Annotated in this window: 20 protein-coding genes; 15 read left to right on the top strand and 5 right to left on the bottom strand. The window is 62.3% G+C overall.

Annotated features, from left to right (window positions below; genetic code table 11):
• Nucleotides 1–374: 374 nt before the first annotated feature.
• The 4 genes from AC4IHP_RS20500 (at nucleotide 375) to ycaC (ending at nucleotide 3978) form a co-directional block, all read left to right on the top strand.
• A complete protein-coding gene (locus AC4IHP_RS20500) occupies nucleotides 375–788 on the top strand; it encodes a DoxX family protein (RefSeq protein WP_024012430.1) in 414 nt (137 codons plus the stop codon).
• Entirely contained in the window at nucleotides 781–1407 is a 627-nt protein-coding gene (locus tag AC4IHP_RS20505; protein ID WP_490832593.1) for an antibiotic biosynthesis monooxygenase, read from the top strand. The genes AC4IHP_RS20500 and AC4IHP_RS20505 overlap by 8 nt, the downstream gene beginning before the upstream one ends.
• A gap of 40 nt (nucleotides 1408–1447) precedes the next feature.
• Nucleotides 1448–3286 carry an amidohydrolase gene (locus AC4IHP_RS20510; protein ID WP_490832594.1) on the top strand — a complete coding sequence of 613 codons (1839 nt, stop codon included), beginning with the start codon at nucleotides 1448–1450 and terminating at the stop codon, nucleotides 3284–3286.
• Nucleotides 3287–3354: 68 nt separating this feature from the next.
• Complete coding sequence (gene ycaC, locus AC4IHP_RS20515) at nucleotides 3355–3978, top strand: isochorismate family cysteine hydrolase YcaC (protein WP_016774080.1); 624 nt, start codon at nucleotides 3355–3357, stop codon at nucleotides 3976–3978.
• Nucleotides 3979–4068: 90 nt separating this feature from the next.
• On the opposite strand, the gene AC4IHP_RS20520 is transcribed toward ycaC, so the two are convergent.
• Both AC4IHP_RS20520 and AC4IHP_RS20525 read right to left on the bottom strand, forming a co-directional pair.
• Complete coding sequence (locus tag AC4IHP_RS20520; protein ID WP_460118090.1) at nucleotides 4069–5496, bottom strand: mechanosensitive ion channel domain-containing protein; 1428 nt, start codon at nucleotides 5494–5496, stop codon at nucleotides 4069–4071.
• A gap of 108 nt (nucleotides 5497–5604) precedes the next feature.
• The gene (locus tag AC4IHP_RS20525; protein ID WP_490832595.1) at nucleotides 5605–6627 is read right to left on the bottom strand and encodes an alpha/beta hydrolase; all 1023 of its coding nucleotides are present in this window, start codon (nucleotides 6625–6627) and stop codon (nucleotides 5605–5607) included.
• Between the two features lie 160 nt (nucleotides 6628–6787).
• On the opposite strand from AC4IHP_RS20525, the gene AC4IHP_RS20530 reads away from it, so the two are divergent.
• Nucleotides 6788–7687, top strand: a complete 900-nt coding sequence (locus AC4IHP_RS20530; RefSeq protein ID WP_490832596.1) for a LysR family transcriptional regulator — start codon at nucleotides 6788–6790, stop codon at nucleotides 7685–7687.
• 336 nt (nucleotides 7688–8023) lie between these two features.
• Here the strand turns inward: AC4IHP_RS20530 and AC4IHP_RS20535 are convergent, their stop codons facing one another.
• From AC4IHP_RS20535 to gspG, 3 genes are all read right to left on the bottom strand, one after another.
• Nucleotides 8024–8587 carry a hypothetical protein gene (locus AC4IHP_RS20535; protein WP_490832597.1) on the bottom strand — a complete coding sequence of 188 codons (564 nt, stop codon included), beginning with the start codon at nucleotides 8585–8587 and terminating at the stop codon, nucleotides 8024–8026.
• Nucleotides 8588–8661: 74 nt separating this feature from the next.
• Entirely contained in the window at nucleotides 8662–9849 is a 1188-nt protein-coding gene (locus AC4IHP_RS20540) for a type II secretion system F family protein (RefSeq protein ID WP_460118098.1), read from the bottom strand.
• Nucleotides 9850–9863: 14 nt separating this feature from the next.
• Complete coding sequence (gene gspG, locus AC4IHP_RS20545; protein WP_460118100.1) at nucleotides 9864–10292, bottom strand: type II secretion system major pseudopilin GspG; 429 nt, start codon at nucleotides 10290–10292, stop codon at nucleotides 9864–9866.
• Between the two features lie 206 nt (nucleotides 10293–10498).
• Between gspG and AC4IHP_RS20550 the strand changes: the two genes are divergently transcribed.
• From AC4IHP_RS20550 to AC4IHP_RS20595, 10 genes are all read left to right on the top strand, one after another.
• Nucleotides 10499–11107, top strand: a complete 609-nt coding sequence (locus AC4IHP_RS20550) for a lytic transglycosylase domain-containing protein (protein WP_460118102.1) — start codon at nucleotides 10499–10501, stop codon at nucleotides 11105–11107.
• A 200-nt stretch (nucleotides 11108–11307) separates the two neighbouring features.
• Nucleotides 11308–17133, top strand: a complete 5826-nt coding sequence (gene mnxG / locus AC4IHP_RS20555) for a manganese-oxidizing multicopper oxidase MnxG (RefSeq protein WP_490832598.1) — start codon at nucleotides 11308–11310, stop codon at nucleotides 17131–17133.
• A 295-nt stretch (nucleotides 17134–17428) separates the two neighbouring features.
• Complete coding sequence (locus AC4IHP_RS20560) at nucleotides 17429–19351, top strand: YncE family protein (RefSeq protein ID WP_490832599.1); 1923 nt, start codon at nucleotides 17429–17431, stop codon at nucleotides 19349–19351.
• Between the two features lie 14 nt (nucleotides 19352–19365).
• On the top strand, nucleotides 19366–20016 hold the full coding sequence (locus AC4IHP_RS20565) for an SCO family protein (RefSeq protein ID WP_460118109.1): 651 nt from the start codon (nucleotides 19366–19368) through the stop codon (nucleotides 20014–20016).
• On the top strand, nucleotides 20013–20633 hold the full coding sequence (locus AC4IHP_RS20570) for an SCO family protein (protein ID WP_460118111.1): 621 nt from the start codon (nucleotides 20013–20015) through the stop codon (nucleotides 20631–20633). Before AC4IHP_RS20565 ends, AC4IHP_RS20570 begins: the two co-directional genes overlap by 4 nt.
• A gap of 9 nt (nucleotides 20634–20642) precedes the next feature.
• Nucleotides 20643–22193, top strand: coding sequence for a cytochrome c/ABC transporter substrate-binding protein (locus AC4IHP_RS20575; protein ID WP_490832600.1), 1551 nt, complete (start codon nucleotides 20643–20645; stop codon nucleotides 22191–22193).
• Between the two features lie 14 nt (nucleotides 22194–22207).
• Nucleotides 22208–22969 carry a SurA N-terminal domain-containing protein gene (locus AC4IHP_RS20580; protein WP_490832601.1) on the top strand — a complete coding sequence of 254 codons (762 nt, stop codon included), beginning with the start codon at nucleotides 22208–22210 and terminating at the stop codon, nucleotides 22967–22969.
• 234 nt (nucleotides 22970–23203) lie between these two features.
• Nucleotides 23204–23737 carry a response regulator gene (locus AC4IHP_RS20585; RefSeq protein WP_460118117.1) on the top strand — a complete coding sequence of 178 codons (534 nt, stop codon included), beginning with the start codon at nucleotides 23204–23206 and terminating at the stop codon, nucleotides 23735–23737.
• 81 nt (nucleotides 23738–23818) lie between these two features.
• Nucleotides 23819–25525 carry a GspE/PulE family protein gene (locus AC4IHP_RS20590; protein ID WP_490832602.1) on the top strand — a complete coding sequence of 569 codons (1707 nt, stop codon included), beginning with the start codon at nucleotides 23819–23821 and terminating at the stop codon, nucleotides 25523–25525.
• Nucleotides 25506–26309, top strand: coding sequence for a hypothetical protein (locus AC4IHP_RS20595; protein ID WP_490832603.1), 804 nt, complete (start codon nucleotides 25506–25508; stop codon nucleotides 26307–26309). The genes AC4IHP_RS20590 and AC4IHP_RS20595 overlap by 20 nt, the downstream gene beginning before the upstream one ends.
• The last annotated feature ends 1 nt before the right edge of the window (nucleotide 26310 follow it).

Raw genomic sequence — 26310 nt, forward strand, 5'->3', positions numbered from 1 at the left:
TGCTCGCGAAAGCGGTGTGCCAGTCAACGTGGATGTGACTGACCCAACGCCTTCGCGAGCAAGCCCACTCCCACAATGTTTCGCGGCGGTCCGCAAATTGAGTACATGCCGCCAATCCCTGTGGGAGCGGGCTTGCTCGTGAAAGCGGTGTGCCAGTCAATGTGGATGAGACTGATCTGACGCCTTCGTGAGCAAGCCCACTCCCACATGGTTTTGTGGCGTTCCGCAAATTGAGTGCACGACGCCACTCCCACATGGTTTTGTGGCTGACTGCAGAGCGTCGGTGCTCTGAAAAGCAACTAAGCACACCCATCCAATTTCTTCCGCCCCGGCCTTGGCATGATTCCCGTCAATGACATTCAAAGGGTCGGGTCATGATTGCTACGAGGGATGAACAGGCGCGCGACATCGGGTTGCTGTTCCTGCGGGTCAGCGGCGGGTTGTTTCTGTTGTGGGTGCACGGCTTGCCCAAGTTGCTCGACTTCACGGCGCAACTGCAACTGATCGAAGACCCGTTTCATCTCGGTGCCCACCTGACCTTGATCCTGGCGATTTTCGCCGAAGTCCTCTGCCCGTTACTGATCGTCGCCGGTGTACTGGCGCGATTGGCCTGCCTGCCTATTCTCTTTGTACTGCTCGTGGCGTTGCTGGTCGTGCATCCGCAATGGAGTGTGGCTGAAGGGCAGTTTGGCTGGTTGCTGTTGATTCTTTTCACCACTGTCTTGATCGCCGGGCCCGGACGGCTGGCGATTCCTGTTCGTTTGCCCGGAGTGCTGCGTTATGCCTGAAGTCCTCAATTCACAAGTACCGGGGGCCGATGAGACCGTCACGTTGATCATCAAACACTCGGTCAAGGCCGGTTTCGAGTCGGCGTATGAAGCATGGCTGCGCAACATCGTACGCGTCGCCGGTCAGCGCGAAGGGCATTTGGGTGTGGACGTGGTGCGCGGCAAGCGCGGGCGTCTGGATTTTTACACTTGCGTATTGCGCTTCAGCTCCACCGAAGCGATGCAGGGCTGGCTGGAATCCTCCGAGCGTCAGGCGCTGGTGGCAGAAGCCGCACCGATGCTGGCCGACGGCGATCAGACCGAAGTCGCGCCGGTCAATGAGTTCTGGTTCACACCGCTGGCCGAAGCAGGCTCGCCGCCGCCGCGCTGGAAGCAGGCTGTTGTCACGCTGTTGGTGATTCTGCCGCATACCCTGCTGGTGCCGCTGATCTGGGGCCCGTTGCTGGCGCTGCATACGCTTCTGTCCAACTACGTGGTCGCCACGTTCCTGATCACCCTGACCATCGTCCTCTCGGTGGTCTACGTGGTGATGCCGCCGGTCACCCGTTTGTTCACCCCGTGGCTGGAAGCCAGCCAGGCCCATGAACACCTCGATTCCCAAGAAACCTCGCCGCGTTGAGCGGGGTTTGCTTCTTTTCACTTTTGCTTGAGGAACTGCGATGAGCGCCGATCTGATTTTATTCAATGGCCAATTTCATACCGTAGACCGGGAAAAACCACTGGCCAGTGCGGTGGCGATCAAGGACGGGCGCTTCGTCGCCGTTGGTAACGATGCCGAGGCCATGGCCCTCAAAGGCAGCGCCACACAAGTGGTCGACATGATGGGCCGCTGCGTCATCCCTGGCCTCAACGACTCGCACCTGCACCTGATTCGTGGCGGCTTGAACTACAACCTCGAACTGCGTTGGGAAGGCGTGCCGTCGCTCGCCGACGCGCTGCGCATGCTCAAGGATCAGGCCGATCGCACACCGACCCCGCAATGGGTGCGCGTGGTCGGTGGCTGGAACGAATTCCAGTTCGCCGAAAAACGCATGCCGACCCTGGAAGAAATCAACCAGGCCGCGCCGGATACGCCGGTGTTCATCCTGCACCTCTACGACCGTGCGCTGCTCAACCGCGCCGCTCTGCGCGTGGCCGGTTACACCCGCGACACACCGAACCCGCCGGGCGGCGAGATCGTGCGCGACAGCAACGGCAACCCGACCGGCATGCTGGTCGCGCGGCCGAACGCGATGATTCTCTACTCGACCTTGGCCAAGGGGCCGAAGCTGCCGCTGGAATATCAGGTCAACTCTACTCGCCAGTTCATGCGCGAACTCAATCGCCTGGGCCTCACCAGTGCAATCGACGCCGGCGGTGGTTTCCAGAACTATCCGGACGATTACCAGGTAATCGAGCAACTGGCCAAAGACGACCAGTTGACCGTGCGCATCGCCTACAACCTGTTCACCCAGAAGCCGAAAGAAGAGCTGACTGATTTCCAGAACTGGACCGGTAGCGTCAAGCTGCATCAGGGCGACGACTACCTGCGCCACAACGGCGCCGGCGAAATGCTGGTGTTCTCCGCTGCCGACTTCGAAGACTTCCTCGAACCGCGCCCGGACCTGCCGCAGACCATGGAACAGGAGCTGGAACCGGTGGTGCGGCATCTGGTCGAGCAGCGCTGGCCGTTCCGTCTGCACGCCACGTACAACGAATCGATCAGCCGCATGCTCGACGTGTTCGAGAAGGTCAACCGCGACATTCCGTTCAACGGTCTGCCGTGGTTCTTCGACCACGCTGAAACCATCACCCCACAAAACATCGAACGTGTGAAAGCGCTCGGCGGCGGCATCGCAATTCAGGATCGCATGGCGTTCCAGGGCGAATACTTTGTCGATCGCTACGGCAAACAAGCCGCCGAAGCCACGCCACCGATCAAGCGCATGCTCGCCGAAGGCGTGCCGGTCGGCGCCGGCACCGACGCCACGCGCGTATCGAGCTACAACCCGTGGACCTCGCTGTACTGGATGGTCAGCGGTCGCACCGTTGGCGGTCTGGCCCTGTACGAAGAAGGTCTGCCACGCAGCACCGCGCTGGAACTGTTCACCCACGGCAGCGCCTGGTTTTCCTCGGAGCAGGGCAAGAAGGGCCAGATCCGCGTCGGCCAACTGGCAGACCTCGCGGCACTGAGCGCGGACTTCTTCAGCGTTGAGGAAGAAGCGATCAAGTGGATCGAGTCGGTCATGACCGTGGTCGGCGGCAAGATCGTCTACGCCGCCGGCGACTTCGAAGACCTCGGCCCGCGTTCGATTCCGGTGCTGCCGGACTGGTCGCCAGTGGTCAAGGTCCCGGGCCACTGGCGCCCGAACTCGCCACTGCAGGCGCAGGTTCACCAGTGCAGCGGGCCGTGCGCCGTGCACACCCACAGCCATGAAAAGGCGCGGATGTCGAATGCGCCGGTCAGCGATTTCGCCGGTTTCTGGGGCGCATTCGGCTGTTCCTGCTTCGCGTTCTGAGTTTGAAAAAAGCGCTGGTCATCAGGGCCGGCGCTTCCCGCAACAACCATCCATCCAGGAGTTTTGCCATGAGCGTTCCTTACAAGCGTCTGAACAAAGATGATGCCGTCGTCCTGCTGGTCGATCACCAGACCGGTCTGATCTCGCTGGTGCAGGATTTCTCGCCGAACGAGTTCAAGAACAACGTGCTGGCACTGGGCGACATCGCCAAGTTCTTCAAACTTCCGACCATTCTGACCACCAGCTTCGACGCAGGTCCCAACGGCCCGATCGTGCCTGAGCTGCTCGAGCAATTCCCGGACGCGCCGTTCATTCAGCGTCCAGGCCAGATCAACGCCTGGGACAACGAAGACTTCGTCAAAGCGATCAAGGCCACCGGCCGCAAGCAACTGATCATCGCCGGTGTAGTGACCGACGTTTGCGTAGCTTTCCCGACCCTGTCGGCGATTGCTGAAGGCTTCGAAGTGTTCGTCGTCACCGACTCGTCGGGTACCTTCAACACCACCGTGCAACAAGCGGCGTGGGCGCGCATGTCCGCCGCCGGTGCACACCTGATGAACTGGTTCGCTGTGGCCTGCGAGCTGCAAGGCGACTGGCGCAACGACATGGAAGGTCTGGCGCATCTGCTGTCCGAGCGTCTGCCTAACTATCGTAACCTGATCAACAGCTACACCAAGTTCACCGCCAAGTAAGAAAATCGAAAGATCGCAGCCTTCGGCAGCTCCTGCATGGGAACGCATTTTCGCTGTAGGAGCCGCCGAGAAGGCTGCGATCTTTTGCTGTTAGCGTTTTTGCAACCAACCCAGGAAACCACCTTTTTTCACCGCCACCGGTTTGGCCATCAACGCGAGGCGACTGTTCTGCTGACGCACCGCCTGCAACTTGTTCAAGGCCCGGCCGACTTCGCTGCGCTTGTCCATGCACTCACGGGTCAACTGTTTGTCGAGGCGATAGATGATGCTCGACGTCAGCGCCGTGAACGTCGCTTGCGACGGTGTATCGGCAAGAATGCTCTGCTCACCCATGACTTCGCTCGGCCCCATGCGCCCGGCCTCGGTCTGGCCATTGCCGTCCGGCACCGTCGCGCTGACCACGCCCGTGGCAATCACGAACAGACTGTCCGGCACCTCGTCCAGATCGAGCACCACCTGACCCGCGGTGTATTGCTGCGCGACCATCGACTCAGCCAGGCGATCTCGTTCTTCACTGCTCAGCGAGCGGAAAATCTTCACCTCATCCAGCAATGCACGAGCACGGCTCGACGGTTCGATCACGCCGTCGGGATGCCGCGAAATACCCGCCGCTTCGAGATGGCGGTGGGCGAGGTCGAACAGTTGATTGCGCACTTCGCTCTTCTTGCCCAGCTCGGCGATGAAACCGCTGGCAACGTATTCCGACATGCTTTCGCCGGCCTCTTTGAGCACGGCTTTCGGCGCCGGGCTGAGCAACAGCGAGCTGCTGCCTTGCAAGGTGCGGTCAAGGGCATCGAGTACCCGACGCGGACGAATGTGGTTGGGCACCTGGATGCTGATCGACACGCCGTGCATGTTGCTCGGCCGGCTGAGGTTGACGATCTTCGCCTTGGCCGCCACCGAGTTCGGCACCACCGCCATGGTGCCGGCGCTGGTCAGCAAGTGCGTGGCGCGCCAGTCGATATCGAAGACCTTGCCTTCGACGCCGTCGATCATCACCAGATCGTCCACCTGATACGGCTTGGTGGTGTTGAGGACGATGCCGGAAAACACGTCGGCGAGGGTGCTTTGCAGCGCCAGACCGACCACGATGGCGACCACCCCGGAGGTGGCCAGCAGACCTTTGACCGGCAGCTCCAGCACGTAGCCGGCCGCCGCGACAATCGCGACCAGAAACACCAGCGCACCGATGACGTCCTGCAGCAAGCGACCGCTGTGACCGATGCGGCGCATCAGCGCCAGGCCGATCACTTCGGTCAGCACCCGTGCCGCGTACAGCCACCAAAGAATCCCCAACGCCGTCGCACCCAGTTGCGCCACGCGATCATCGGCGAACAGCGGCGCCTGCAACGGGCTGACACCGGCATTGATCACCAGCGCGCTGAATGCCAGAAACAACGCCAGACGTACGCCGACTCGCGGCGCGCGATGGCTGAAGGGCGAGAAATGCCAGAGCGCGGCGTCGAGCAGCAACAGCACAGCGCTCCAGGACAGCAGGTGGGCGTAGAAAAGAGTCATGACCGGTACTCCGCGACGCTGATGAGAAAAAAGATCGCAGCCTGCGGCGGCTCCTACAGGGAATCGTATTCCAGGGTAGGAGCCGCCGCAGGCTGCGATCTTTTGCTTTTATGGATTCAGATGAGTCTTCAGCTCGGCCGCCGCCTGACGCACCGCTGCTTTGACTTCCGGAATCTGGCTCAGGGGATTGAGCAGGCCGAAGTCATGAATCATCCCGTTGTAACGCACCGAGGTCACCGGCACGCCGGCCGCATCCAAGTGTCGGGCATAACCTTCGCCTTCGTCACGCAGCACGTCGAACTCGGCGGTCTGCACCAGCGCAGCGGGCAGGCCCTTGAGCTGTTCGGCGTTGGCGTTGAGCGGCGAGGCATGGATCTGCGCACGCTCGGCCGGGTTGGTGGTGTAGTTGTCCCAGAACCACTGCATCATGCCTTTGGTGAGGAAGTGGCCCTCGGCAAATTGCTGGTACGAACCGTCGTCGAACTGCGCATTGGTCACCGGCCACATCAACAGCTGGAAGCGCAGGGCAGGGGCTTTCTGCTCCTTGGCCATCAACGCCACGACCGCCGCCATGTTGCCACCGACGCTGTTGCCGGCTACCGCCAGACGCTTGCCATCGACACCGATGTCCTTGCCGTGGTCGGCCACCCATTTGGTCGCAGCGTAAGCCTGATTGATCGCGGTCGGGTACTGCGCTTCCGGCGACGGCGTGTAGTCGACATACACCGCAACAGCGCCAGAGCCGACCACCAGATCACGAATCAGGCGCTGATGCGTCGGGAAGTCACCCAGCACCCAGCCGCCACCGTGGAAGAACATGAACACCGGCAACTCGCCTTTGACCTTGGCCGGGCGCACCACTTTCAGGTTGATGGTCTGGCCATCGACCTTGATCGCCTTGTCGCTGACTTCCACACCGGACAGATCAACCTTCACCGAAGCCTGTGCACCGGTCAGCACTGCACGGGCGTCTTTCGGGCTCAGTTGTTCCAGAGGACGACCACCGCCAGCGGCGAGGGCATCGAGGAATGCTTGGGTATTGTGTTCGACGCCAGGGCTGCCAGCGGCGAAAGCGCTGCTGACGGACAGGGCGAGGAGGGACGCGGCGAGGGTTTTCTTGACGATGTTCATGGGTGGAAATCCTTTTGAATGATTTTGATTGTTTGCCTGAATTGCGGGCTGCTGTGGCACTGGGTTTGCGGCCTCAGCAACACCGTGAGCACAGATTAATGGGCTGCTGAAAAGCGAAAAAGCGGCTATAAAGCGTTTAACTGTCCACCAGAGAGTGACAATGAACCCGTTCGAAGACATGCGTATTTTTTGCCAGGTCATGGACTCCGGCAGCTTCACCGCCGCGGCCGATCAGTTGGGACTGTCCAAGCAGTTCGTCAGCCGCCGTTTGATGCAACTGGAAGAGCGCCTCGGTGTGCGCTTGTTGAATCGCTCGACCCGCCGCCTCGACGTCACCCCCCTGGGGCAGAGCTACTACGAATCGGCGCTGCGCTTGCTGGGTGAGGTAGAGCAAGTCGAGCAGAGCATCGCCGGCGAAACCGCTGAGCCACGCGGCACGATTCGCCTGAGCGCGCCGCTGTCGTTCGCCGTGGCGCATCTGGGTTGTCTGCTACCGCTATTCCTGCAGCGCTATCGCGAGGTCACTGTCGAGGTCGATTTGAGCGATCGCCCGGTGGACCTGCTCGGCGAAGGTTACGACTTGGCCCTGCGCATCGGCGTGCTGGAAGATTCGACACTGATCGCCCGACGTATCGCCAGCATCGAGCGGGTCTACTGCGCCAGCCCGGCGTACCTTGCCGAACGCGGCACGCCACTCAAACCTGAAGACCTGCACAGCCACGACTGCCTGCCTTACGGCCACGGGCGCTCGGTGCAATGGCGCTTCAATGAAGCGCCGGGCAAACCAGTGCTGATCAACGTCACCGGGCGCATGCGGGTGAACAACGGCGAACTGCTGCGAGACGCCGCGGTGCAGGGGATGGGGATTACCTATCTGCCGACGTTCATCGTCGGTGCGGCGTTGAAGGACGGGCGGCTGGTGCCGGTGCTGGACGACCTGCGCCCGGAGCCGCTGACCTTGTCGGCGGTTTATCCGCAGCATCGCCAGGCTTCGCGGCCGGTGCAGGCGCTGGTGGAGTTTTTGCGTGAACGGCTTAACCAGAGTCATGTGAATCTTTGATCCTTACGCTGACCAAACTGTAGGAGCGAGCCTGCTCGCGATGGCGATCGTTCAGACGCTGAGGTGCTGACTGATCCAACGCTTTCGCGAGCAGGCTCGCTCCCACAATTAATAGGGTTGTGTGCTGGTTTTGTGCACGCCGTTAATCCTGTGGGAGTGAGCAGGCTTTGCTCCCACAATTAATAGGGTTGTCTGCCGGTTTTGTGCTCGCTGTTGATTCTGTGGGAGCGAGCCTGCTCGCGATGGCGATCGTTCAGACGCTGAGGTGCTGACTGACAGACCGCTTTCGCGAGCAGGCTCGCTCCCACAGTAGATTGTCGGTGCTTTCAAAGTCGCTTAGTTGGCGCGCTTGTCATCGGCCGGTTCGCCGCCGACATGCACGCCATGGTCATCGCCCACTTCACCGGCGCGATGGACGCCATGGTCGTCGCCTAACTCGCCAGCGCGATGGACGCCATGGTCATCCCCTGGTTCGGCATGGGTGCCGCTGCGGCCGGAAGAGGAAGACGCACTGTTGCCCGAATGGCTCGATCCATGGTCGCTGCCGCTGTGGCCACTGTTGCCGCCATTACCGCTGCCGCTGTTGCCACCACCGCCATGGCCGCCGCCACCGCTTCCTCCGCCACTGCCATTACCGCCACTTCCTCCACCATTGCCACCGTCACCACCACCACCACCTCCGCCTCCGCCGCTCCCACCGCCACCGCCGCTCCCACCGCCACCACCACCGCCGCCGCTCCCACCGCCGCCACCGCCGCCGCTCCCACCACTTCCGCCGCCGCTTCCCCCATCCTTGGCATGTGCACTGGACACCCCGGACAAACTGTCCGGAATCATTACGGTAGACGCTGACAGAACGGCGCCGATGGCCATTGCAAGCACGAGCTTTTTGATCTGCATATCGTTCTCCGTGTTTATGGTTTTGTTTGGGAACGTACAGTGCGCTGCTGCCGGGATCCGACCCGTTCCCGTGGTCAGTGAATACTCGAGGCCAACTCGAAAATCGGGATGTACATCAGGATCACGATGACGCCGATCAGCAGGCCGATGAAAGTCATCAACAGTGGCTCGAACAGTTTCACGAACCATTCCAGCCAGCGGCTGATTTCCTCGTCGTAGAAGTCGGCGCTGCGCTCCATCATCTGACCGAGGTTGCCGGACTGCTCGCCTGCCCGCAGCAGACGCAGCGATACCGGCGTCACCAAGTGATTGAGTTCCAGTGCGGCTGACAAGGACTGGCCCTCGCGCACCCGTTCGCAGGCTTGATCCAGGCGCGTGCGCGAGGCCACGGTGAGCAAGCCTCGAACCATGCCCATTGCCGTCACCAGCGGAATCCCGCCCTGCAGCAGGATCCCCAGCGAGCGATAGAACCGCGCCAGCTCATACATGAAAATCCGTTGATGCACGGCCGGCAGTTTCTCCACCAGGCGATCCAGCCCACGGCGAAACGCCGGTTGTTTCTGCGCTACGGCGAGGGCAATGACCAGCGCCGCCAGAGCACCGAAGAACTGCGCCTGGTGCGCATGCAGAAACATGCCGCTGCTCATCAATACCTGCGACAGCCACGGCAGGTTATTGCCCAGCCCTTCAAATACCAGACTGAAACGCGGCACCACGTAGCCCATCAGGAACAACACCACGCCACCGCCGACCACCAGCAAGAGCATCGGGTAGATCGAAGCGCTGATGATCTTCTGCCGCACCTCGTCCATGCGCTGGCGATAACTGACGTAACGGCCCAAGGCATCGCCGACCGCGCCGGTCTTCTCGCTGGACTGCACCAGCGCCACGTACAACGGCGGAAAAACCGCCGACAACTGGGCCAGCGCCTGTGAGAAGGATTTGCCTTCGTAAAGCAGGCGCACCAGTTCACTGAGGGTCTTGCGCGCAGCGGGGGCGCTTTCCTTTTCGGCGAGGCTTTCCAGCGCATCGATCAGTGGCAGGCCTGCGTTGAGCAGGGTGGTCAGTTCCTGGCTGAACAGCACCAGGTTGAAGGTCTCGCGCTGACGCAGTTTCAGCGCACGCCAGTGCTTGTCGGCGTGCACACTGAGCACCCGCAGACCCTGGTCCTCGGCGATCCGTCGCGCCTCGCTGTCCCCCGGCGCTTCGACGCGCATCGACACCACGCCAGCCTTGCCGACCGCTTTGAGATGAAATCGCATGGGCCGCGCTCCGCTCATTGCCAGTTGGTCACTTCAGCGTTCTCGCCTTCGCCGCCGGGCTGGCCGTCCTTGCCCATCGACAGCAAGTCGTACTCGCTGTTTTCGCCCGGGTAGCGGTAGGCGTAGTTACGGCCCCATGGATCCTGCGGCAGCTTCTTTTGCAGGTATGGGCCGGTCCATTTCGCCTCGTCACTGGGTGCCAGTACCAGCGCCTGCAGGCCTTGTTCGGTAGACGGGTAATGGCCGACTTCCAGGCGATACAAATCCAGCGCTTTGCTCAAACCTTCGATTTGCGCCTTGGCCACCTTGACCTCGGAGCGACCGAGCTGGGCGAAGTATTTCGGCGCGACGATACCGGCCAGCAGGCCGAGCACCACCAGCACCACGAGCAGTTCAAGCAGGGTAAAACCGCGTTGGTCACGCGGACGAAAGGGCAGCTTCATGATGATCTCCCGTAGATGGCAATCGAGTCGCCACATGGGCCTATGCAATTGCCATGCTCAGCCCCGCAGGAAATCATCTGCCGCGCTGGAGGCCTCGTCATTCGGGCCTTTGAGGAAACGGCACAGTGCTTGCGTAGAGCTCGATCGTGATCGGCCACTGGGGCATTTCCCCCAATTTATCGGGGGCCGGTCCGGGGAGGCCCGACATGAAATTTCTCGCCAGTGGATTGCTCGGATGTGTGCTGCTCAGCGGCGCCGTGCAAGCCGATGTTTTCATCTCCATGGACGCCAAGGGCAGCTACGTGCTGTCCAACGTGCACCGGCCCGGACGCACTTACGAACGGGTCATTCACGAGGCGGACGCCGCAGTGGCCAGCCTCGATCAGCAGCCACAAATGATCGCCAATCAGCCCTACGCAGAGCTGGTTTCTGCAGCGGCCAGGGTCAACCAATTGCCCGAGGCGCTGTTGCACGCGGTGATCAACGCCGAGTCGCGTTACAACCCCGGCGCCACTTCAGCCAAAGGCGCGGCTGGGCTGATGCAATTGATGCCTGACACCGCGCGCGAGCTGGGCGTGACCGACGTCTATGACCCAAAGGCCAATATTCAGGGCGGGGCCAGATACCTCAAGCGCCTGATGACCCTGTTCAACAACGACATCGCTCTCGCCGTGGCGGCTTACAACGCCGGGCCGGATGCGGTGCTCAGCCGTGGTCGGGTGATTCCACCGTTCGCCGAAACCCAGCGCTATGTGCCGAATGTGCTGCGTCAGTACCGGCGTCTGCAGGGGTTGGCGATGGATGCGCCGTTGTGACCCCTTCACCCGATTCCCCACTTTCGGGGCCAACGGGGCCGGCCCGAAAAGTGGGGCAAACGGGTGGGGAATATCCCCCGGATTCTCAGGTCGTCGCGTTAACTGGTTGATATGCAGAAGGATTTTTTGTGGCACGCGGCTTGCTCCGGGACATTTGTCCAGAAGTGTTCCCAAGAGCACCCACTACGAGGTTACCGATCATGGCTGGCTTTCCTCTCGCTCCATCCCTGATTAACGGGTTGTTGATAATGGCCTCGCTGCTCAGCGTCGAACTGGCCGGCGCGGCGGTACGTTGCGAGCGCAACCTGGTGGCCAACGTCGTGGCGTTCGATCAGCCGCTGATGTTCAACCGCCTCGGTGCGCAAAACGCCAACGGCATGATGTTCGCCCTGCGCCGCGACGTGGTCGATGAGCACGACGTGTCGCTGGCGTACGGTGGCGTGGCGGTGCCGGGAAAGGTTGCGTTGCGGCCTGACAAGCGTCCACGGCCCTTGGTATTGCGGGTGGCGGCTGGGGACTGTCTGACGATCAATCTGCAGAACCTGCTCGACTATCAGGCCAACCCGAACAAGCATGTCGAAGGGGTGGAAGGTGAGGAAAATCCCAATGCGATCGACGCGTTCAAGGTCGATGAGCAAGTGGCTGACCGCCACATCGGTTTCCAGGTCAACGGCCTGCAAGCGGTCAACAGTATCGATGACATTTCATCGTTCACCGGGCGTAACCCCAACACCTTGATAGTGCCGGGTGCCAGCCGTTCCTACACCCTGTTTGCCGAGCGCGAGGGCGCGTTTGCCGTGAGCAGTCGAGGCGCCACGTTTGGTGGCGAAGGCGCGGCGGGCAACGTCGCCAACGGGCTGTTTGGTCAAGTGGTGGTGCTGCCCAAGGGTGGCCGCAGCTATCGCAATACGCTGAGCGAAGAAGAAATGCGCCTGGCCACCAGCGGGCGCACGCCGGCCGGGCAGCCGATTGTCGATTACCAGGCGCGCTATCCGCAGCGCGAGCCGTGGCTGCGCGAAGGCAAGGCCGGCACGCCGATCATCAACATGGTCGACGGCAACGAAATCATCTCCAGTGAAAGTGACGCGATCGTGATGGGCAGCAACGCCGACGGCAGCTTCCCGCCCAGCACCTATCCGCTGGAGTCGGTGGGCAAACGCAACCCGGCGATTCCCAATCGATTGGAGCCGTTCCGCGATTTCGCTTCGCAATTCCAGGATGAAACCGCCGCCACCCAGGCATTCCCCGCCTATTGGGCCGACCCGGTGATGGCCCATGTCCTGGAACCGACCCGCGATTCGTTCATGATCAATTACGGCTCCGGCGGCATGGGCGCCGAAGTCGTCGCCAATCGCCTGGGTGTCGGGCCGATGCACGATTGCCTGTCCTGTGCCTATGAGGAATTTTTCCTCAGCTCGCACACCGTTGGCGACGTCGCTATGCTGGTCGACGTACCGGCCAACGCCGGGCTGGAAAACATCGCTCCCGGGCAGACCCCGAACGCCGATCAGATTGGCGTGAAGGCGACCATGGCGCTGTTCCCGTCCGAGCCGTCGAACGTCAATCACAGCTATATCGGTGACTTCGTCAAGTTTCGCAATACCCACAACGGTCACGAGCAGCACATCTTCCACCTGCACGGCCATCAATGGCTGTTCAACCCCAACGACGACAACTCCGATTACGTCGACGCCCAAGGCATCGGTCCCGGTGCCGGTTACACCTATGAAATCGCCAATGGCGGTTCAGGCAACCGCAATCGGGTAGCGGGCGATGCAATCTATCACTGCCACTTCTATCCGCACTTTGCCCAAGGCATGTGGGCGATGTGGCGGGTGCATGATGTGTTCGAAGAGGGCACCCGGCTCGACGTTTCGCAGCAAGGCGCCGATGGCTATCACAGCGAACCGTTTGCCCTGCGCAGCGGCAAACCGGCGGCCGGCGCGCGCGCCTTGCCGGACGGCGAGATCGTCGCCGGCACACCGATTCCGGCGATCGTGCCGCTGCCAGGCAAAGCCATGGCGCCGATGCCGGGCAAAGTCGTGGTCGTGCCGAAAATCGGTGAAACCCTGATCGCCGGCCATGATGACGAGGATGATGAAGAAGAGGGCGATGATGACGGTGAGCACCATGGCGGCAACGCTGGTGGTCAAGCCATCGGCTCCCTGGCGCTGGTCGATCGCAGCGAAGCCAACCGCAATGCCGACGGCAGCCTGAAAAACCCTGGTTATCCGTTCTGGATCGGCGGCATGGAAAGCTCGGTCGGCCAACGTCCGCCAACCCCGCCACTGGACATGCTCGACGCGGCCACCGCGCAATCGCTCAAGGCCAGCGGCAAGGCGCTGTGGGCCAACCTCGACCCGGCCCAGTCCGGTGGCTGGGATGGCGGTTTGCAGCGCCACGCCCTTGATGGTGTATCGGCTGGCGGTGAGGCGCACACAGTGACCACGTCGCTGGATTTTTCCAAGGAAGTGGTGCGGGCCAAACCGATCTACATGCCGGAGGAGGGCACCGAGGTCGAACAGGCGGCGATGGCCTTCCACGCGAAAAAGGATCACCCCAGCTATGCCTTGCTGCCCGGTAATCAAGTGGTAGCCAAGGCTTTTCGTACCAACGGCGCCTTGCCGATGGCCGGCGCGCCTTACTACGAACCGTGCATGGACGACCGGCAGAAACGCCTGACCAACAGCGCCGGCAGCGGTGAATTCAACAGCGGCGAGCGCATCGATGGCCTGTCGTTTGTCGGTGCCTCGACGTTCACCGCCGACCGGCCACGGATCTACAAGGCCGCCAATATTCAGTTCGACGCGGTGTACAACAAAGTCGGTTATCACTTCCCGCAGGCACGCATTCTCGCGCTGTGGGAAGACGCCTGGCCGGTGATCACCAAACAGCGTCCGCCAGAGCCGCTGGTGATGCGCATGAACACCTTCGACTGCGTGCAGTACCAGCAAACCAACCTGGTGCCGGCCACGTACGAGATGGACGACTATCAGGTGCGCACACCGACCGACGTGATCGGTCAGCACATCCACCTGCCAAAGTGGGACCTGACTTCGGCCGACGGTTCTTCCAACGGCTGGAACTACGAGGACGGCGTGCTTTCCCCGGGCGCTGTGCAGGAACGCATTCACGCCATCCGTGCGTTCAACCAGTGCGAAGGCACGGACCCGCGCGACGGTACTCAAGCCTGCCCGAAAGCCAAGGCACACCCGTTCTTTGGTCAGTACGGGCGGGCTGACTGGGTTGGCGCGCGCACGGCGATGCAGCGCTGGTTCGTCGACCCGGTGGTGAACATCAAAGGTGTTGATCGCGGCCTCGGAACGATCTTCACCCACGACCACCTCGGCCCATCGACGCACCAGCAGATCGGGCTGTACGCCACGGTGCTGGCGGAACCGGCTGGTTCGACCTGGTTGCACGCCGAGACTGGCGAGCCGTTGTACAGCGGCGCGCGTCAGGACGGCGGGCCGACGTCGTGGCAAGCGGTGATCAACACCGGTGACCTCGATGGCGACGGCAAGAACGACAGCTTCCGCGAGTTCTTCCTCGAATACAGCGACTTCCAGCACGCCTATGAAGCCGGCGTCTACGTCGGTGCCGGACCCAATGGCGTGCCCAATGCGCAAGCGTTCCCGGCCACCGCCGACAGCTTTCGCTACGCGATCAATCCGCCGGTGCGCAACAACGCCAGCACTCTGCTTGAAGGCGTGCTGGAAGTGCAGGGCGGTCAGGTGCCGGGCTGTCCGAGCCGGCCGTGTCCGCAGGCGATTTCGGTGGATGACCCGGGCATGTTCGTCGTCAATTACCGCAACGAGCCGCTGGCCCTGCGCGTGTACGACCCGAACAAAGTCGGCCCGGATGGCAAGCGCGGCATGCAGGCCGACGGCCTCGGTGGTGATCTGTCGTTCGCCATGCAAAGCCGTACCGACCGCGCAATTCCGGCGATGAACCTGGCGCCGAATCTGCTCACCTCGGCCACCGGGCCTACCGGCGGCACCACGCTGTTCCCGCCGCACATCAACAAGGGCGGTGCCGAACCGGGCGACCCGTTCACGCCGATGCTGCGCACCTACACCGGCGACAACGTGCGGCTGCGGGTGCATGCCGGGGGCCATGAGGAGGAACACAACGTGACCCTGCATGGCGTGAAATGGCTGCAGAGCGGTTCCGGTTTCGGCAACAGCTCCAACTCGGGCTGGCGCGCCTCGCAGATGATCGGCATCTCCGAACAGATGGGCTTCATTGCGCCGGTGTCGATGCTCTCCAGCTCGGCAGCGACCACGGGCGACTATCTGTACTCGATGGACGCGTCGATCGAGGGTTACTGGAGCGGTATCTGGGGCGTGATGCGCAACTACACCGCCAAACGCAATGACCTGTTTGCGATTCCCAACAACCCAAGCCCGGCGGGCATGCGTAACACGGTCGCTTTCGATGGCAGTTGCCCGCGCTATGGCGCCAACCCTAACGGCATTGGCACCCGGCCCACTGTGCAGCGCAACTATGAAGTCGTCGCCGCGCTGGCCAACGACATTCTCGGCAATGCCCTGGGCCTGACCATCGGCGATTCCGCAGGACTCGGCCAGCATGTCGGCGGGCCGCTGAATCCGGCCGGTGGCACCCTGGTGCTGAACTCGCGCGCGGTGAGCATTCCACAAGTCACGGTGACCGATCCGGAGGACGGCGAAACCATCACCATCGGCGGTCAGAGCGGGCCGTTGCATGACCCGACTGCGATTCTGTATGTGCGCAAAGCCGATCTGGATCCGGTCAGCGGCAAGCTCAAACCCGGCATCCCGGTCGAGCCGCTGGTGCTGCGCGCAGCAGCGGGGGATTGCATCAATATCACCCTGGAAAACCGTTTGCCGAGCGTGATGCCTGATCTGACTCAGACCGCTGTCATGCAGGGGATGGTCAAGCGCGACCGCAACAGTGGTCTGGGCTCGACCACCTTCAGCAACAACCTGATGCGGCCGTCCAGCCACGTCGGTCTGCACGCGCAACTGTTGGCCTACGACATCACCAAATCCGACGGTGCCAACGTCGGCGCCAACCCGATCCAGACCGTGCCACCGCGCGGCGGCAACAGTGGCGCGTATCCGACCCGGACCTATCAGTACTACGCCGGGCATCTGGAGCGTGAAGGCAAACCGGTGACGCAGTTGGGCCGCAGTGTCGACAACATCAACGCCACGGCGGTGGAGTTCGGCGGCTTGAACATCACCCCGGCGGACGTGATCAAGCAGCCGCAAAAAGGTCTTGGCGCAGCGATGAGCATCCTGCCGATCGGCGCGACCTGGGTTGACGATGTACGCAAGGTCAACGCCACGGTCACCGCGCCGGGGCAAACCAGCTACCGCGATTTTGCGATGGTCTGGCACAAGGCGCTGAACACTCGTTGGGCCAATGGCCGGCCTGTCGAGGGCATTGCGGCTGAAGGCTTGGGTGTGCCGACCGATCCGCAGGACAACTCGAGCATGGCGATCAACTACAAGACCGAACCGCTGTGGTATCGCTTCGGCCTCGCGCCTGACGCACCGTTCGGGCATGCCGACGGCGCCGGTTACGGCGATATGGCCAACGCGCACATGGCTTACAGCAATGCGCTGATCGGCGGCGATCCGCAAACACCGGTGCTCTACGCGAAACCGGGGCAACCGTTGCGCACGCACATTCTGATGCCCAGCGGCGGCAGTCGTGGCAGCACCTTCCAGCTCGACGGACATGTCTGGTCGGTCAACCCGTTCCAGGCCGAGAAGAGCGACACCGGCGGTTATCCGATGGGCTCGCCGGGCGTCGGTTCGGTGCGCTTCGGCTACAACCCGATGTCGATGTACATCGGCGCCCACGAAAGCATCCTCCCGGCCGCGCACTTCAGCTTCATGATCCCCAGCGCCGGCGGCAGCAACGCGATACCGGGCGATTACCTGTTCCGCGACTACGGCGCCTACGGCAACACCTCGGGATTGTGGGGCTTGCTGCGCGTCACCAACGAAGCGGAACCGGCACCGCAGGGGCAGTAGGCACATACGCAAGGCCTGTGAATGCAAAACCCTGTGGGAGCGAGCCTGCTCGCGAATGGGGGCAACTCGGTTTCGAGGGTGGCGCTGGAGACGCCTTCGCGAGCAGGCTCGCTCCCACAGTGGGCAATGGTGGCAGTGAGGGAGTGGGATGGATGCAAATCCCTTGTGGGAGCGAGCCTGCTCGCGAATGGGAGCAACTCGGTTTCGAGGGTGGGGCTGTGAAGACGCCTTCGCGAGCAGGCTCGCTCCCACAGGGGCCGGTGTTTTGCCAGATAAAGAGGTAGGGGAGTGCTAGATGAACAGGAACATCAACATCATCGGTATTTGTACGCTGGCCATGGCCGGGTCGTTGCTGACGCTGAGTGAGATTGCGCTGGCGCAAACCGGGGGCGGTCAGACGCTGAATCGCGACGGCGTGGCGGTGGACTTCAATCTCAAGCCACTGGCCGTCGACGGCAAACTGCGCGAAGGCGAATTCGCCGATGTGCAGTTTCGCGTGACCGACAGCGCTTCCGGGCAGGCCTTGTCCGGTGTGGCGCCGGGGGCGTGGATCGATGCGCAAACGGTCGCCGCTGATCAGGCCCAGGGCCGCGATCAGAGCTGCAAGGCGCGCGTCGGCGTGTTCCTCAAATCCAACATCGGCGCGCGCCCGTTGCTCGACCTCAACAGCTATTTCCTGCTGGTCATGAACCGTGATGCCAGCATCGCCGTGGTCGATCCCTCAGTGTCGGTCGGCGGCATCACCAGCACCCTGGCGCGGATCGAGCTCAAGCAACCGCCGATGGATTGGGTCACGCCCACCGACAACAAACGTGTATTCGTGTCGATGCCCACCGCCGGCGAAGTGGCGGTGATCGACAGCGAGCAGTTCAAGGTGCTCGATTCGATCAAGGCCGGCAGCCAACCGGTGCGCGTTGCGCTGCAACCGGACGAACGCCTGCTCTGGGTCGGCAATAACGCCAGCAAAGGCGAAGACTCCGGCGTCACGGTGATCGACAGCCAAAGCCTCAAGCCGCTCAAACATCTGCCGACCGGCCGTGGCCACCATGAAATCAGCTTTAGCAAGGACAGCCGTTTCGCCTTTGTCAGTAACCGCGACGACGGCACGTTGAGCGTGATCGACAGCGCCAGCCTGGCCATCGTCAAGCAGGTCAGAACCGGCTCCCACCCTTTGTCGGTTGCCTATTCGGCATTGTCCGGCGCGGTGTACGTGGCAGACGGCAAGGACGGCACCGTCACGGTGATCGACGCCAACAGCCACGCCGTGCGCCGGGTGATCACGTTGCAGCAAGGTCTCGGCCCGATGGGTTTCAGCGCTGACGGGCGTTTCGGCGTGGTGCTCAACACCCTGGCGAACCGCGCCAGTGTGATCGACGCGGCTACTGATACGGCGATCCATGACCTCGAAGTCTCCGCCGAGCCCTACCAGGTGGTGTTCACTCAAGCCTATGCCTACGTGCGCGGACTGGCCTCGCCCAAGGTCAGCATGATCAATCTGGCTTCGCTGGGCGAGGGTCGACAGGCCATCATCCAGAGCTTTGAAGCCGGCCCGCAACCACCGCGCATGGCCGGTGATTTGCCGCTTGCGTCGAGCCTTGCGGTATCGCGCGACGACAACGCGGTGTTCGTCGTCAACCCGGTGGACAACACCACTTATTTCTACGCCGAGGGCATGAACGCGCCGATGTCCGGTTATCCCAATCGTGGCCAGATCGCCCGCGCAGCCATGGTCATCGACCGCAGCCTGCGCGAGGTCTCGCCGGGGCTTTATAGTGCCCGGGTGAAACTGCCGCCAGCCGGGCGTTTCGATGTGGCGTTCCTGCTCAATCAACCGAACATCATTCACTGCTTCAGCGCGCTGATCGAGGTCGATGGCGCGGTTGCAAAACAACTCGGTCAGCCGAAGGTCGAGTTTCTTCTGGACAAGACCACCGCCGCGCTCAACGACCCGTACGTGGTGCGGTTCCGCATTGTGCAAGGCAAGCAGAAACAACAGCGCAGCGGTGTGAAAGACGTGCAATTGCGCTATTACCTGGCGCCCACCTCTCACCCGCGCGAGGTCGCCGCGCAGGAAGTCGTCGACGGCGTGTATGAAGCGCCGATCACCCTCGACCGCAGTGGCGCCTGGTACCTGCATGTGCGTGCAGCGTCGCTGGGGGCCGGTTTCGACGACAAGACATTTGCCAGTGTTCGGGTAGCCCCGGGCCAGACGCGCTGAAGAGGAGTTTGAACATGAACCGATTTGCATCCAGTGGTGTGCTGACCCTGTGTCTGTTGAGCGTCGGTATCCAACAGGCCCAGGCCCATTCCGCAGACGAGCATGCCGGGCATACGGCGCCGCCACGCAGCAGTCAGGAGCACGCCCAGGTGAAGTTTGCCAACGTGCCATTGCTCGACCAGGATGGTAAGAGCGTGCGCCTTGAGCCGGATCTGGTGCAGGGCAAGATTGTCGTCATGAGCTTCATCTACACCAGTTGCACCACGGTGTGCCCGGTGGTCTCGTCGATCATGGGCAAGGTGCAGAAACAACTCGGTGCACGGGTCGGCGATGAGGTGCAACTGGTGTCAATCAGCATCGACCCCCAGCGCGACGACCCCAAGCGCCTGCAGGAATATGCCCGCAGCTTTCAGCAGGGGCCGGGGTGGAGCTGGCTGACCGGCTCGCCTCAGTCGATCAATGAAACCCTCAAAGGCCTCGGCAGTTTCAGCGGCGACTTCAAAAGCCACCAGCCGCTGATTCTGGTCGGCGATGGCGACAATCGTCACTGGACGCGCTACTACGGTTTCACCGATCCGGCGCTGCTCAGCAAGGAAGTGGAAAAGCTCAGCGGTCTGCGCACCCATGCCAGACACACCGCCATCGCCATGGAGCATCGGCCATGAGAATGCTCGACTGGATTTCGCTGAGCGTGTGTTTCTGGATTTTCAGCAACGTCGCGTTTGCCCACGAAGGCCACGCGCCCGACGCCCCGACGACCGTTGTCGCCGCACCGGCCAAAGGCACTCACGACGCACAGGCCTGGTTTACCGACACGCCGTTGCAGGATCAGAACGGCCAGACCTTGCGCTTCTACAGCGACGCCTTGCAGAACCGCGTGGTCCTGCTCAACGTGATTTTCACCAGTTGCAACGATGCCTGCCCGCTGATCACCCGCAAGCTCAAGGAAGTCCGCGAGCTGTTGGGTGACAAGGCTGACGGGATCACCTTCATTTCCCTTACCAGTGACCCGCTGCGCGATACGCCGGCGGTGCTCAAGGCTTACACCTTGAAGCAGGGTTCCGATGACCCTCATTGGCTTTTTCTCACCGGCGACAAGGCACAGATGGACCTGGTGCTGAGTCGCATCGGCCAGATCGTGCCAACCCCGGAGCAGCACTCCACGCAGCTGATCGTCGGCGACGTCGCCAACAAACGCTGGAGCAAGATCCGCCCCGATGCCCCGGCCGCCGCCATTGCCCAGCGCTTGCAGTTGCTGACAATGCCTGTGGCCGGCCGCTGAGCCTGCGCCATGAACCTTGGCCGCTCACTCGCCCTGATTCTGCTCCTTGGCATCAACGTTGGCGCCACAGCCCAGCCGCTGACGCTTGAGGAGGCGGCCGGCAAGCGCTTGTACCGCGAAGGGCTGTCGGACCGCGGCGAGCCAGTCATGGCGCGCGTGGGCGCGGCGGACGTGGCGCTGCCGGCGACCAGCCTGCCATGCGCCAACTGCCACGGCGCCGATGGCCTCGGACGGCCTGAAGGTGGTGTGCGTCCACCGCCACTGAACTGGGCGCGGCTGACCAGCATTTACGGTCAGCAACAGGTCAACGGTCGGCGCTACCCGGCCTACACCGAAACCAGCCTGGCAAGGGTCATCGAACTGGGCCGCGATCCCGCAGGCAATCGCCTCGACCCGAGCATGCCGCGCTTCGTCCTGTCGATGAAGGACCAGCGCAACCTCACCGCGTACCTCAAACGGCTCGCCGACGAGCGCGACCCCGGCCTCGACAACGAAACCTTGCACCTGGGTACCTTGCTGCCCAGCCAGGGGCCGTTGGCCGAGGAGGGCATGACGGTGGCAGCGGTGCTCAACGGCAGTGTCGCGCGGATCAATCAGGCGGGCGGAATTCACGGCCGGCAGGTGCGTTTGACAGTGATCGATCCCGGTCCGGATCGCAGCAGTGCCGAACTGGCCTTGCGCCAATTGATCGAGCACGAGCAAGTGTTCGCCTTGATCGCGCCGCTGGCGCCGGCCCTCGACAGCGAATTGGCAACGCTGCTGGAACAGGCGGGCGTGCCGCTGATCGGTCCGTTATCGATGCCTGGCGCCCTGCAGAACAGCGTGCAGATTTTCGAGCCGTTGCCCGGGCTGCGCGAGCAGTTGCTGGCCTTGGCCGATTACGCCACGGCCAGCTTGCGGGTGTTGCAGGGGCCGACCCTGATTGCCTATCCCGATGACCCGTTACAGGCGCAAGCGGCGCGAAGCCTCGGTCAATATCTGCAGGGGCATGGCTGGGAAAAAGTCAGCTTGCAAACCTACGACCCGGCAGCCGAGCAACTGCCACTGGGTTCGCGCTCGGTGTTCTATCTGGGCAGCGGCGGCGGTTTCAGTCGCTTGGCCACGCGCCTGCGTAACGCCGGCCAGGTGCCGTATCTGTTTGCCGTCTCGAGCCAGGTCGCCGGCGATCTGCTGCAAGTGCCGGAAGGCTTTTCACGGCGAGTGTTTCTCGCCTATCCCTTCGTGCCCAGCGACTGGACGCAAAGCGGACGCATGGCGTTGTCGACGTTGCGTGAGGGGCAAGGCCTGGGCGCGCAACATGCGGTGCTGCAGGTTGGCGCCTACGCCTCGATGTTGTTGCTCGGCGAAGGCATGAAGCAGGCCGGCCGGGATGCCAGCCGGGAAAAATTTGTCGCCGCTCTCGAAGGCCTGCACGATTTCGACACCGGCCTGACGCCGCGCCTGAATTTCGGTCCCGGGCGACGCCTGGGCTTGAACGGCGCCCATGTGGTGACGGTGGATTTGCCCGATCAGCGCTTCTATCTGGTGGCGCCGTATAAACCGATTGTTGCCAGCCCCTGACGGAGGCTCCGCTCATGAAGCTCATAACCCTGATGTGGTTGCTTATCTGCTGTTTGCCGGCAGCGTGGGCCAACAACGGGCCGGCGGCGGCGCGGGTCAATGGCGAGGAAATTTCGCAGTTTCGTCTTGAGCGCTATTTCGCCGAATACCTGGAAGATCAGGGCCGCGCCGTGGCGAGCATTCGTAATCCCAAGGCCTACAGGCAGCTGCGCCGGGCTGCGCTGGATGCGCTGATCGACCGCGAGCTGCTGTGGCAGGAGTCACGCAAACGCGGTGTGCGCATCGACGCGCAAACGTTGCAGCAACAGATCAATCAGACCCGCACCGCACTTGGCGGCGCTGAGCTCTTCAGCCGGCGGTTACAGGACGCCGGCTTCGACGAGGCGTCGTACCGCGATTACCTGGCTCGTGAACTGGCCGCGCAACAAATGTTTGCCGCATTGCTGCGCCAGCGTTTCACCCGCACTCAGCAACTGCTGATCAAGGTTGCGCCGGATGCCGATGCCACCACCCAGGCACAAGCGCAGCTACGCTTGATACAGATGCGAGCGTCTATCATTGCCTCGGCGGGGGTCGTCAGCGCAACGGTGCGCTCACCGTTCGGCTGGCACCTGATCTATCTGGAGAACCACTGGGAGGCGAGCGATGTCCCACATAGGCAAGGGCTGGAATCAGTCGGGGGCGAACGCGCGCGACAGCAACAGGCCCAGGCTCGTCGTCAGGTGCTCGCACAATTGCGGGCGCAGAACAGGATCGAACGAATTGACGACGATTGAAGCTGCCCCCCCAATAGTGGGGAATGGCTTCGATGCCCATTCAGGTGCTTCCCCGTTTCTGGGGAACGGGGGACCGGGACGAGCGGGCATTGTCATTGAATTCAAGGACATGAAGACTTAAAAATACTGGCATTGTGCCTGGCATGAAGTGTGCGTTACCGAGAGTAAGGCACACTCCACCAGACCCGGGCTCAAGGTTTCATCTGCCGGATCTGCTGCTTCAAGGAGTCGACCTTGGTTAACAAAGTACTGGTTGTCGAAGACGAACAGCTGCTTGCACAGAACCTTCAGGATTATCTGTCGGCGCAAGGGCTGGACGTCCGGATTGCACATGACGGAGCGACGGGTATCGGTTCGGCCGAAGCGTTTGCTCCCGACGTACTGGTGTTCGATTACCGCTTGCCCGATATGGAAGGTTTTGAGGTGCTCGACGCCGTCCGCCAGAACAGGACGTGCCATTTTGTGCTGATAACGGGTCACCCGACCGCCGAAGTCTGTGAGCGGGCGCGGCAACTGGGGGTCAGCCACATCCTGTTCAAACCGTTTCCCTTGGCGGAACTGGCCCGAGCTGTCTGCGACCTTTTAGGCATCAAGCGTGAAGCGAAACCCGGTGCGAGCCCTTCCGAAGGGTTTGTCGAACGACGCCAGAGCAGGACCGAGAGCTTCCCGTTGCAGTTGTACGATGGCAGTTGGGTGTTGGCGGATCGGCGACGAAGTCGCGCGACGGCCATGGCACCGGACGACGATCAGATGCTCACCGGGGAGTAATGGCGCGATCAGACGTTCCGGCACTAGCCGCCAGAGTTTGCCGCGCCGACAGGGCTTCAGGCCCCGGTTGGAGTGCAAGCCATGGAACGTCTGTCCGTTGTCGTCGAATCACCGCAGGCGCAGACCGCTGCAGAGCGGTTTACCTGTGAACAGCTGGCTCAGGCCCGGGCACGGGCCGCCACCTCCGGTGAACGCGTCCTCGATGCGCTCGCAGTGCTCTGCGAATTGGCGCCGATGCCGTTCATTAATTGCCTCGGCGCCACCCTGCATTACCCGGTGCTGGCCACCGACAACCTGTTTCAAGCGACGCCGGTATTCGACCGGGTCACCCTTGCACAATGCCTCAAACGTGAATTCATCCTGCTGCGCCATAACGACGAAGTCATTGGCGTATTCGCCGACCCTTTCGAGTCGGCGCGGCTGGCCTGGATAGACGACTGCCTGCACGGCGCGCCGCTGTATCTGGTCCACGCCGATGACCTCAAGGCCTATCTGGCCCGCCATGAAGAAAGCTTCCACGCCGTCGACTCGCTGAATGCCCAGGGCGACACCCATCACGAAATCGACACCCTGCAAAGCCTGTCGCTGACGAGTATCAGCGAAGACGCCAGCAGCGTGGTGAAACTGGTCAACTCGACCCTGTACGACGCGCTGAAGATGCACGCCAGCGATATCCACCTCGGCACCACCGGCAACGGCCTGGTGATCAAGTACCGCATCGACGGCGTACTCAACAACATCAGCAAGATCCAGGGCTGCGAGTTCGCCGAGCAGGTGATTTCGCGAGTCAAGGTCATGGCCGAGCTGGACATCGGCGAAAAGCGCGTGCCGCAGGATGGCCGCTTCAAGATCGGCATCAGTGGCCGGCAGATCGATTTTCGTGTGTCGATCATGCCGAGCATTTTCGGTGAGGACGCGGTGCTGCGGGTGCTCGACAAACAGGATCTGGCCGACAAGGTTTGCGGCGTGCAATTGCAGGCGCTGGGTTTTGAAGACGAAACCCTGCGCCAGCTGCGCCGCCTCGCCGCCGAGCCCTACGGCATGGTACTGGTGACCGGCCCGACCGGCAGCGGCAAGACCACCACGTTGTACGCGATGATCACCGAGATCAACCACGGCGTGGACAAGATCATCACCATCGAAGACCCGGTCGAATATCAACTGCCGGGGGTGCTGCAAATTCCGGTCAACGAGAAAAAAGGCCTGACCTTCGCCCGTGGTCTGCGCTCGATCCTGCGCCATGACCCGGACAAAATCATGGTCGGCGAAATCCGCGACCCGGATACCGCACAGATCGCCGTGCAATCGGCGCTCACCGGTCACCTGGTGTTCACCACCATCCACGCCAACAACGTCTTCGACGTGATTGGCCGCTTCACGCAAATGGAAATCGACCCCTACAGCCTGGTCTCGGCGCTCAACGCCATTCTTGCTCAGCGCCTGATCCGCCTGGTCTGCACCCGTTGCAGCGCACGGGTCAGGCCGAGCGATGAAGAGTTGCGCGCCTCAGGCCTCGACCCGCAAAAAGTCGAGCACTACCACTTCGTCCATGGCAAGGGCTGCGGCCACTGCCGGGGCAGCGGTTATCGCGGACGCACGGCGATTGCCGAGTTGCTGCACCTGGACGACGAACTGCGCCAGATGATCGTCGAGCGCCAACCGATCACTCAAATCAAAGCACTGGCCTGCGCCCGTGGTCTGCGCCTGCTACGCGAATCGGCGCTGGAGTTGGTAGAGCAGGGGCGCACCACGCTGGAGGAGATCAATCGTGTCACTTTTATCGCGTGAGCGTTTTATCGCCGTGCTCGGTGCCAGCGGTGTTGGCCTGGGGCAGCGGCAGGGCAGCGAAACCCTGTGGCTGGGCAGCGTCGGTTACATCGACGAAGGCTTCCAGAGCTACGCGGTGGCGCTCGACACCCTCGATCGCTTGCTCGGTGAACACGCCCGCGCCGGCGCCGAAGTCAGCGTGGTGATTTCCGGCCACTTCAGCCGTTTCTGCCTGGTGCCGTGGAGCGCGCAGATCAGCAGTCCTGAAGAACTGCGCGGCTTTGCCCGACTGTGTTTTGAAGATCTGTTCGGTGCGGCGAATCAGGCGTGGAGTCTGGTGCTGTCCGCCGAACCGGCCGGTTACGATCGCATCGCCAGCGCCTTGCCGCAGGATTTGCTCGATCGCTTGCGCACACTGGTCAGCGTTCGCGGTCTGCGCCTGCGCTCGGTGCAACCGTATTTGATGTCGGCGTTCAACCGTTTCGACAAAAGCCTGGATGCCGGCGATTTCCTGTTCGTGGTGGCCGAGCCGCAACGCAGTGTGTTGTTGCTCGCAAGGGAAGGGCGCTGGGCCAGTGTGCGCTCGGTCGGCGGCAGTGACAGCGATGGCGCGCTGAGTGCGTTGATCGGTCGCGAACGGCAGTTGCAAGCCTCGACCAGCGAGCGCGCCTTCAACGTTTACCTGCACGCGCCAGCCCGCCTCGATGCGCAGCCAGACTTGCCGGGAGTGCAATTGTGCAGCCTTGAAGACGCCTCGATGAACGTGCGTGACGGCTTGTATGTCATGTCCCGGGCGGTGGCCTGAC

This window comes from Pseudomonas sp. UF-293 (genome assembly GCF_058245595.1).

Excerpts from the sequence above, each read along its gene's own strand:
- AC4IHP_RS20535 (WP_490832597.1), bottom strand. The coding sequence starts at position 8,587 with ATGCAGATCAAAAAGCTCGTGCTTGCAATGGCCATCGGCGCCGTTCTG.
- AC4IHP_RS20560 (WP_490832599.1), top strand. The coding sequence starts at position 17,429 with ATGAACAGGAACATCAACATCATCGGTATTTGTACGCTGGCCATGGCC.
- ycaC (WP_016774080.1), top strand. The coding sequence starts at position 3,355 with ATGAGCGTTCCTTACAAGCGTCTGAACAAAGATGATGCCGTCGTCCTG.
- AC4IHP_RS20590 (WP_490832602.1), top strand. The coding sequence starts at position 23,819 with ATGGAACGTCTGTCCGTTGTCGTCGAATCACCGCAGGCGCAGACCGCT.
- AC4IHP_RS20525 (WP_490832595.1), bottom strand. The coding sequence starts at position 6,627 with ATGAACATCGTCAAGAAAACCCTCGCCGCGTCCCTCCTCGCCCTGTCC.
- AC4IHP_RS20520 (WP_460118090.1), bottom strand. The coding sequence starts at position 5,496 with ATGACTCTTTTCTACGCCCACCTGCTGTCCTGGAGCGCTGTGCTGTTG.
- AC4IHP_RS20575 (WP_490832600.1), top strand. The coding sequence starts at position 20,643 with ATGAACCTTGGCCGCTCACTCGCCCTGATTCTGCTCCTTGGCATCAAC.
- mnxG (WP_490832598.1), top strand. The coding sequence starts at position 11,308 with ATGGCTGGCTTTCCTCTCGCTCCATCCCTGATTAACGGGTTGTTGATA.
- AC4IHP_RS20580 (WP_490832601.1), top strand. The coding sequence starts at position 22,208 with ATGAAGCTCATAACCCTGATGTGGTTGCTTATCTGCTGTTTGCCGGCA.
- AC4IHP_RS20530 (WP_490832596.1), top strand. The coding sequence starts at position 6,788 with ATGAACCCGTTCGAAGACATGCGTATTTTTTGCCAGGTCATGGACTCC.
- AC4IHP_RS20565 (WP_460118109.1), top strand. The coding sequence starts at position 19,366 with ATGAACCGATTTGCATCCAGTGGTGTGCTGACCCTGTGTCTGTTGAGC.
- AC4IHP_RS20500 (WP_024012430.1), top strand. The coding sequence starts at position 375 with ATGATTGCTACGAGGGATGAACAGGCGCGCGACATCGGGTTGCTGTTC.
- AC4IHP_RS20540 (WP_460118098.1), bottom strand. The coding sequence starts at position 9,849 with ATGCGATTTCATCTCAAAGCGGTCGGCAAGGCTGGCGTGGTGTCGATG.
- AC4IHP_RS20510 (WP_490832594.1), top strand. The coding sequence starts at position 1,448 with ATGAGCGCCGATCTGATTTTATTCAATGGCCAATTTCATACCGTAGAC.
- AC4IHP_RS20570 (WP_460118111.1), top strand. The coding sequence starts at position 20,013 with ATGAGAATGCTCGACTGGATTTCGCTGAGCGTGTGTTTCTGGATTTTC.
- AC4IHP_RS20505 (WP_490832593.1), top strand. The coding sequence starts at position 781 with ATGCCTGAAGTCCTCAATTCACAAGTACCGGGGGCCGATGAGACCGTC.
- gspG (WP_460118100.1), bottom strand. The coding sequence starts at position 10,292 with ATGAAGCTGCCCTTTCGTCCGCGTGACCAACGCGGTTTTACCCTGCTT.
- AC4IHP_RS20550 (WP_460118102.1), top strand. The coding sequence starts at position 10,499 with ATGAAATTTCTCGCCAGTGGATTGCTCGGATGTGTGCTGCTCAGCGGC.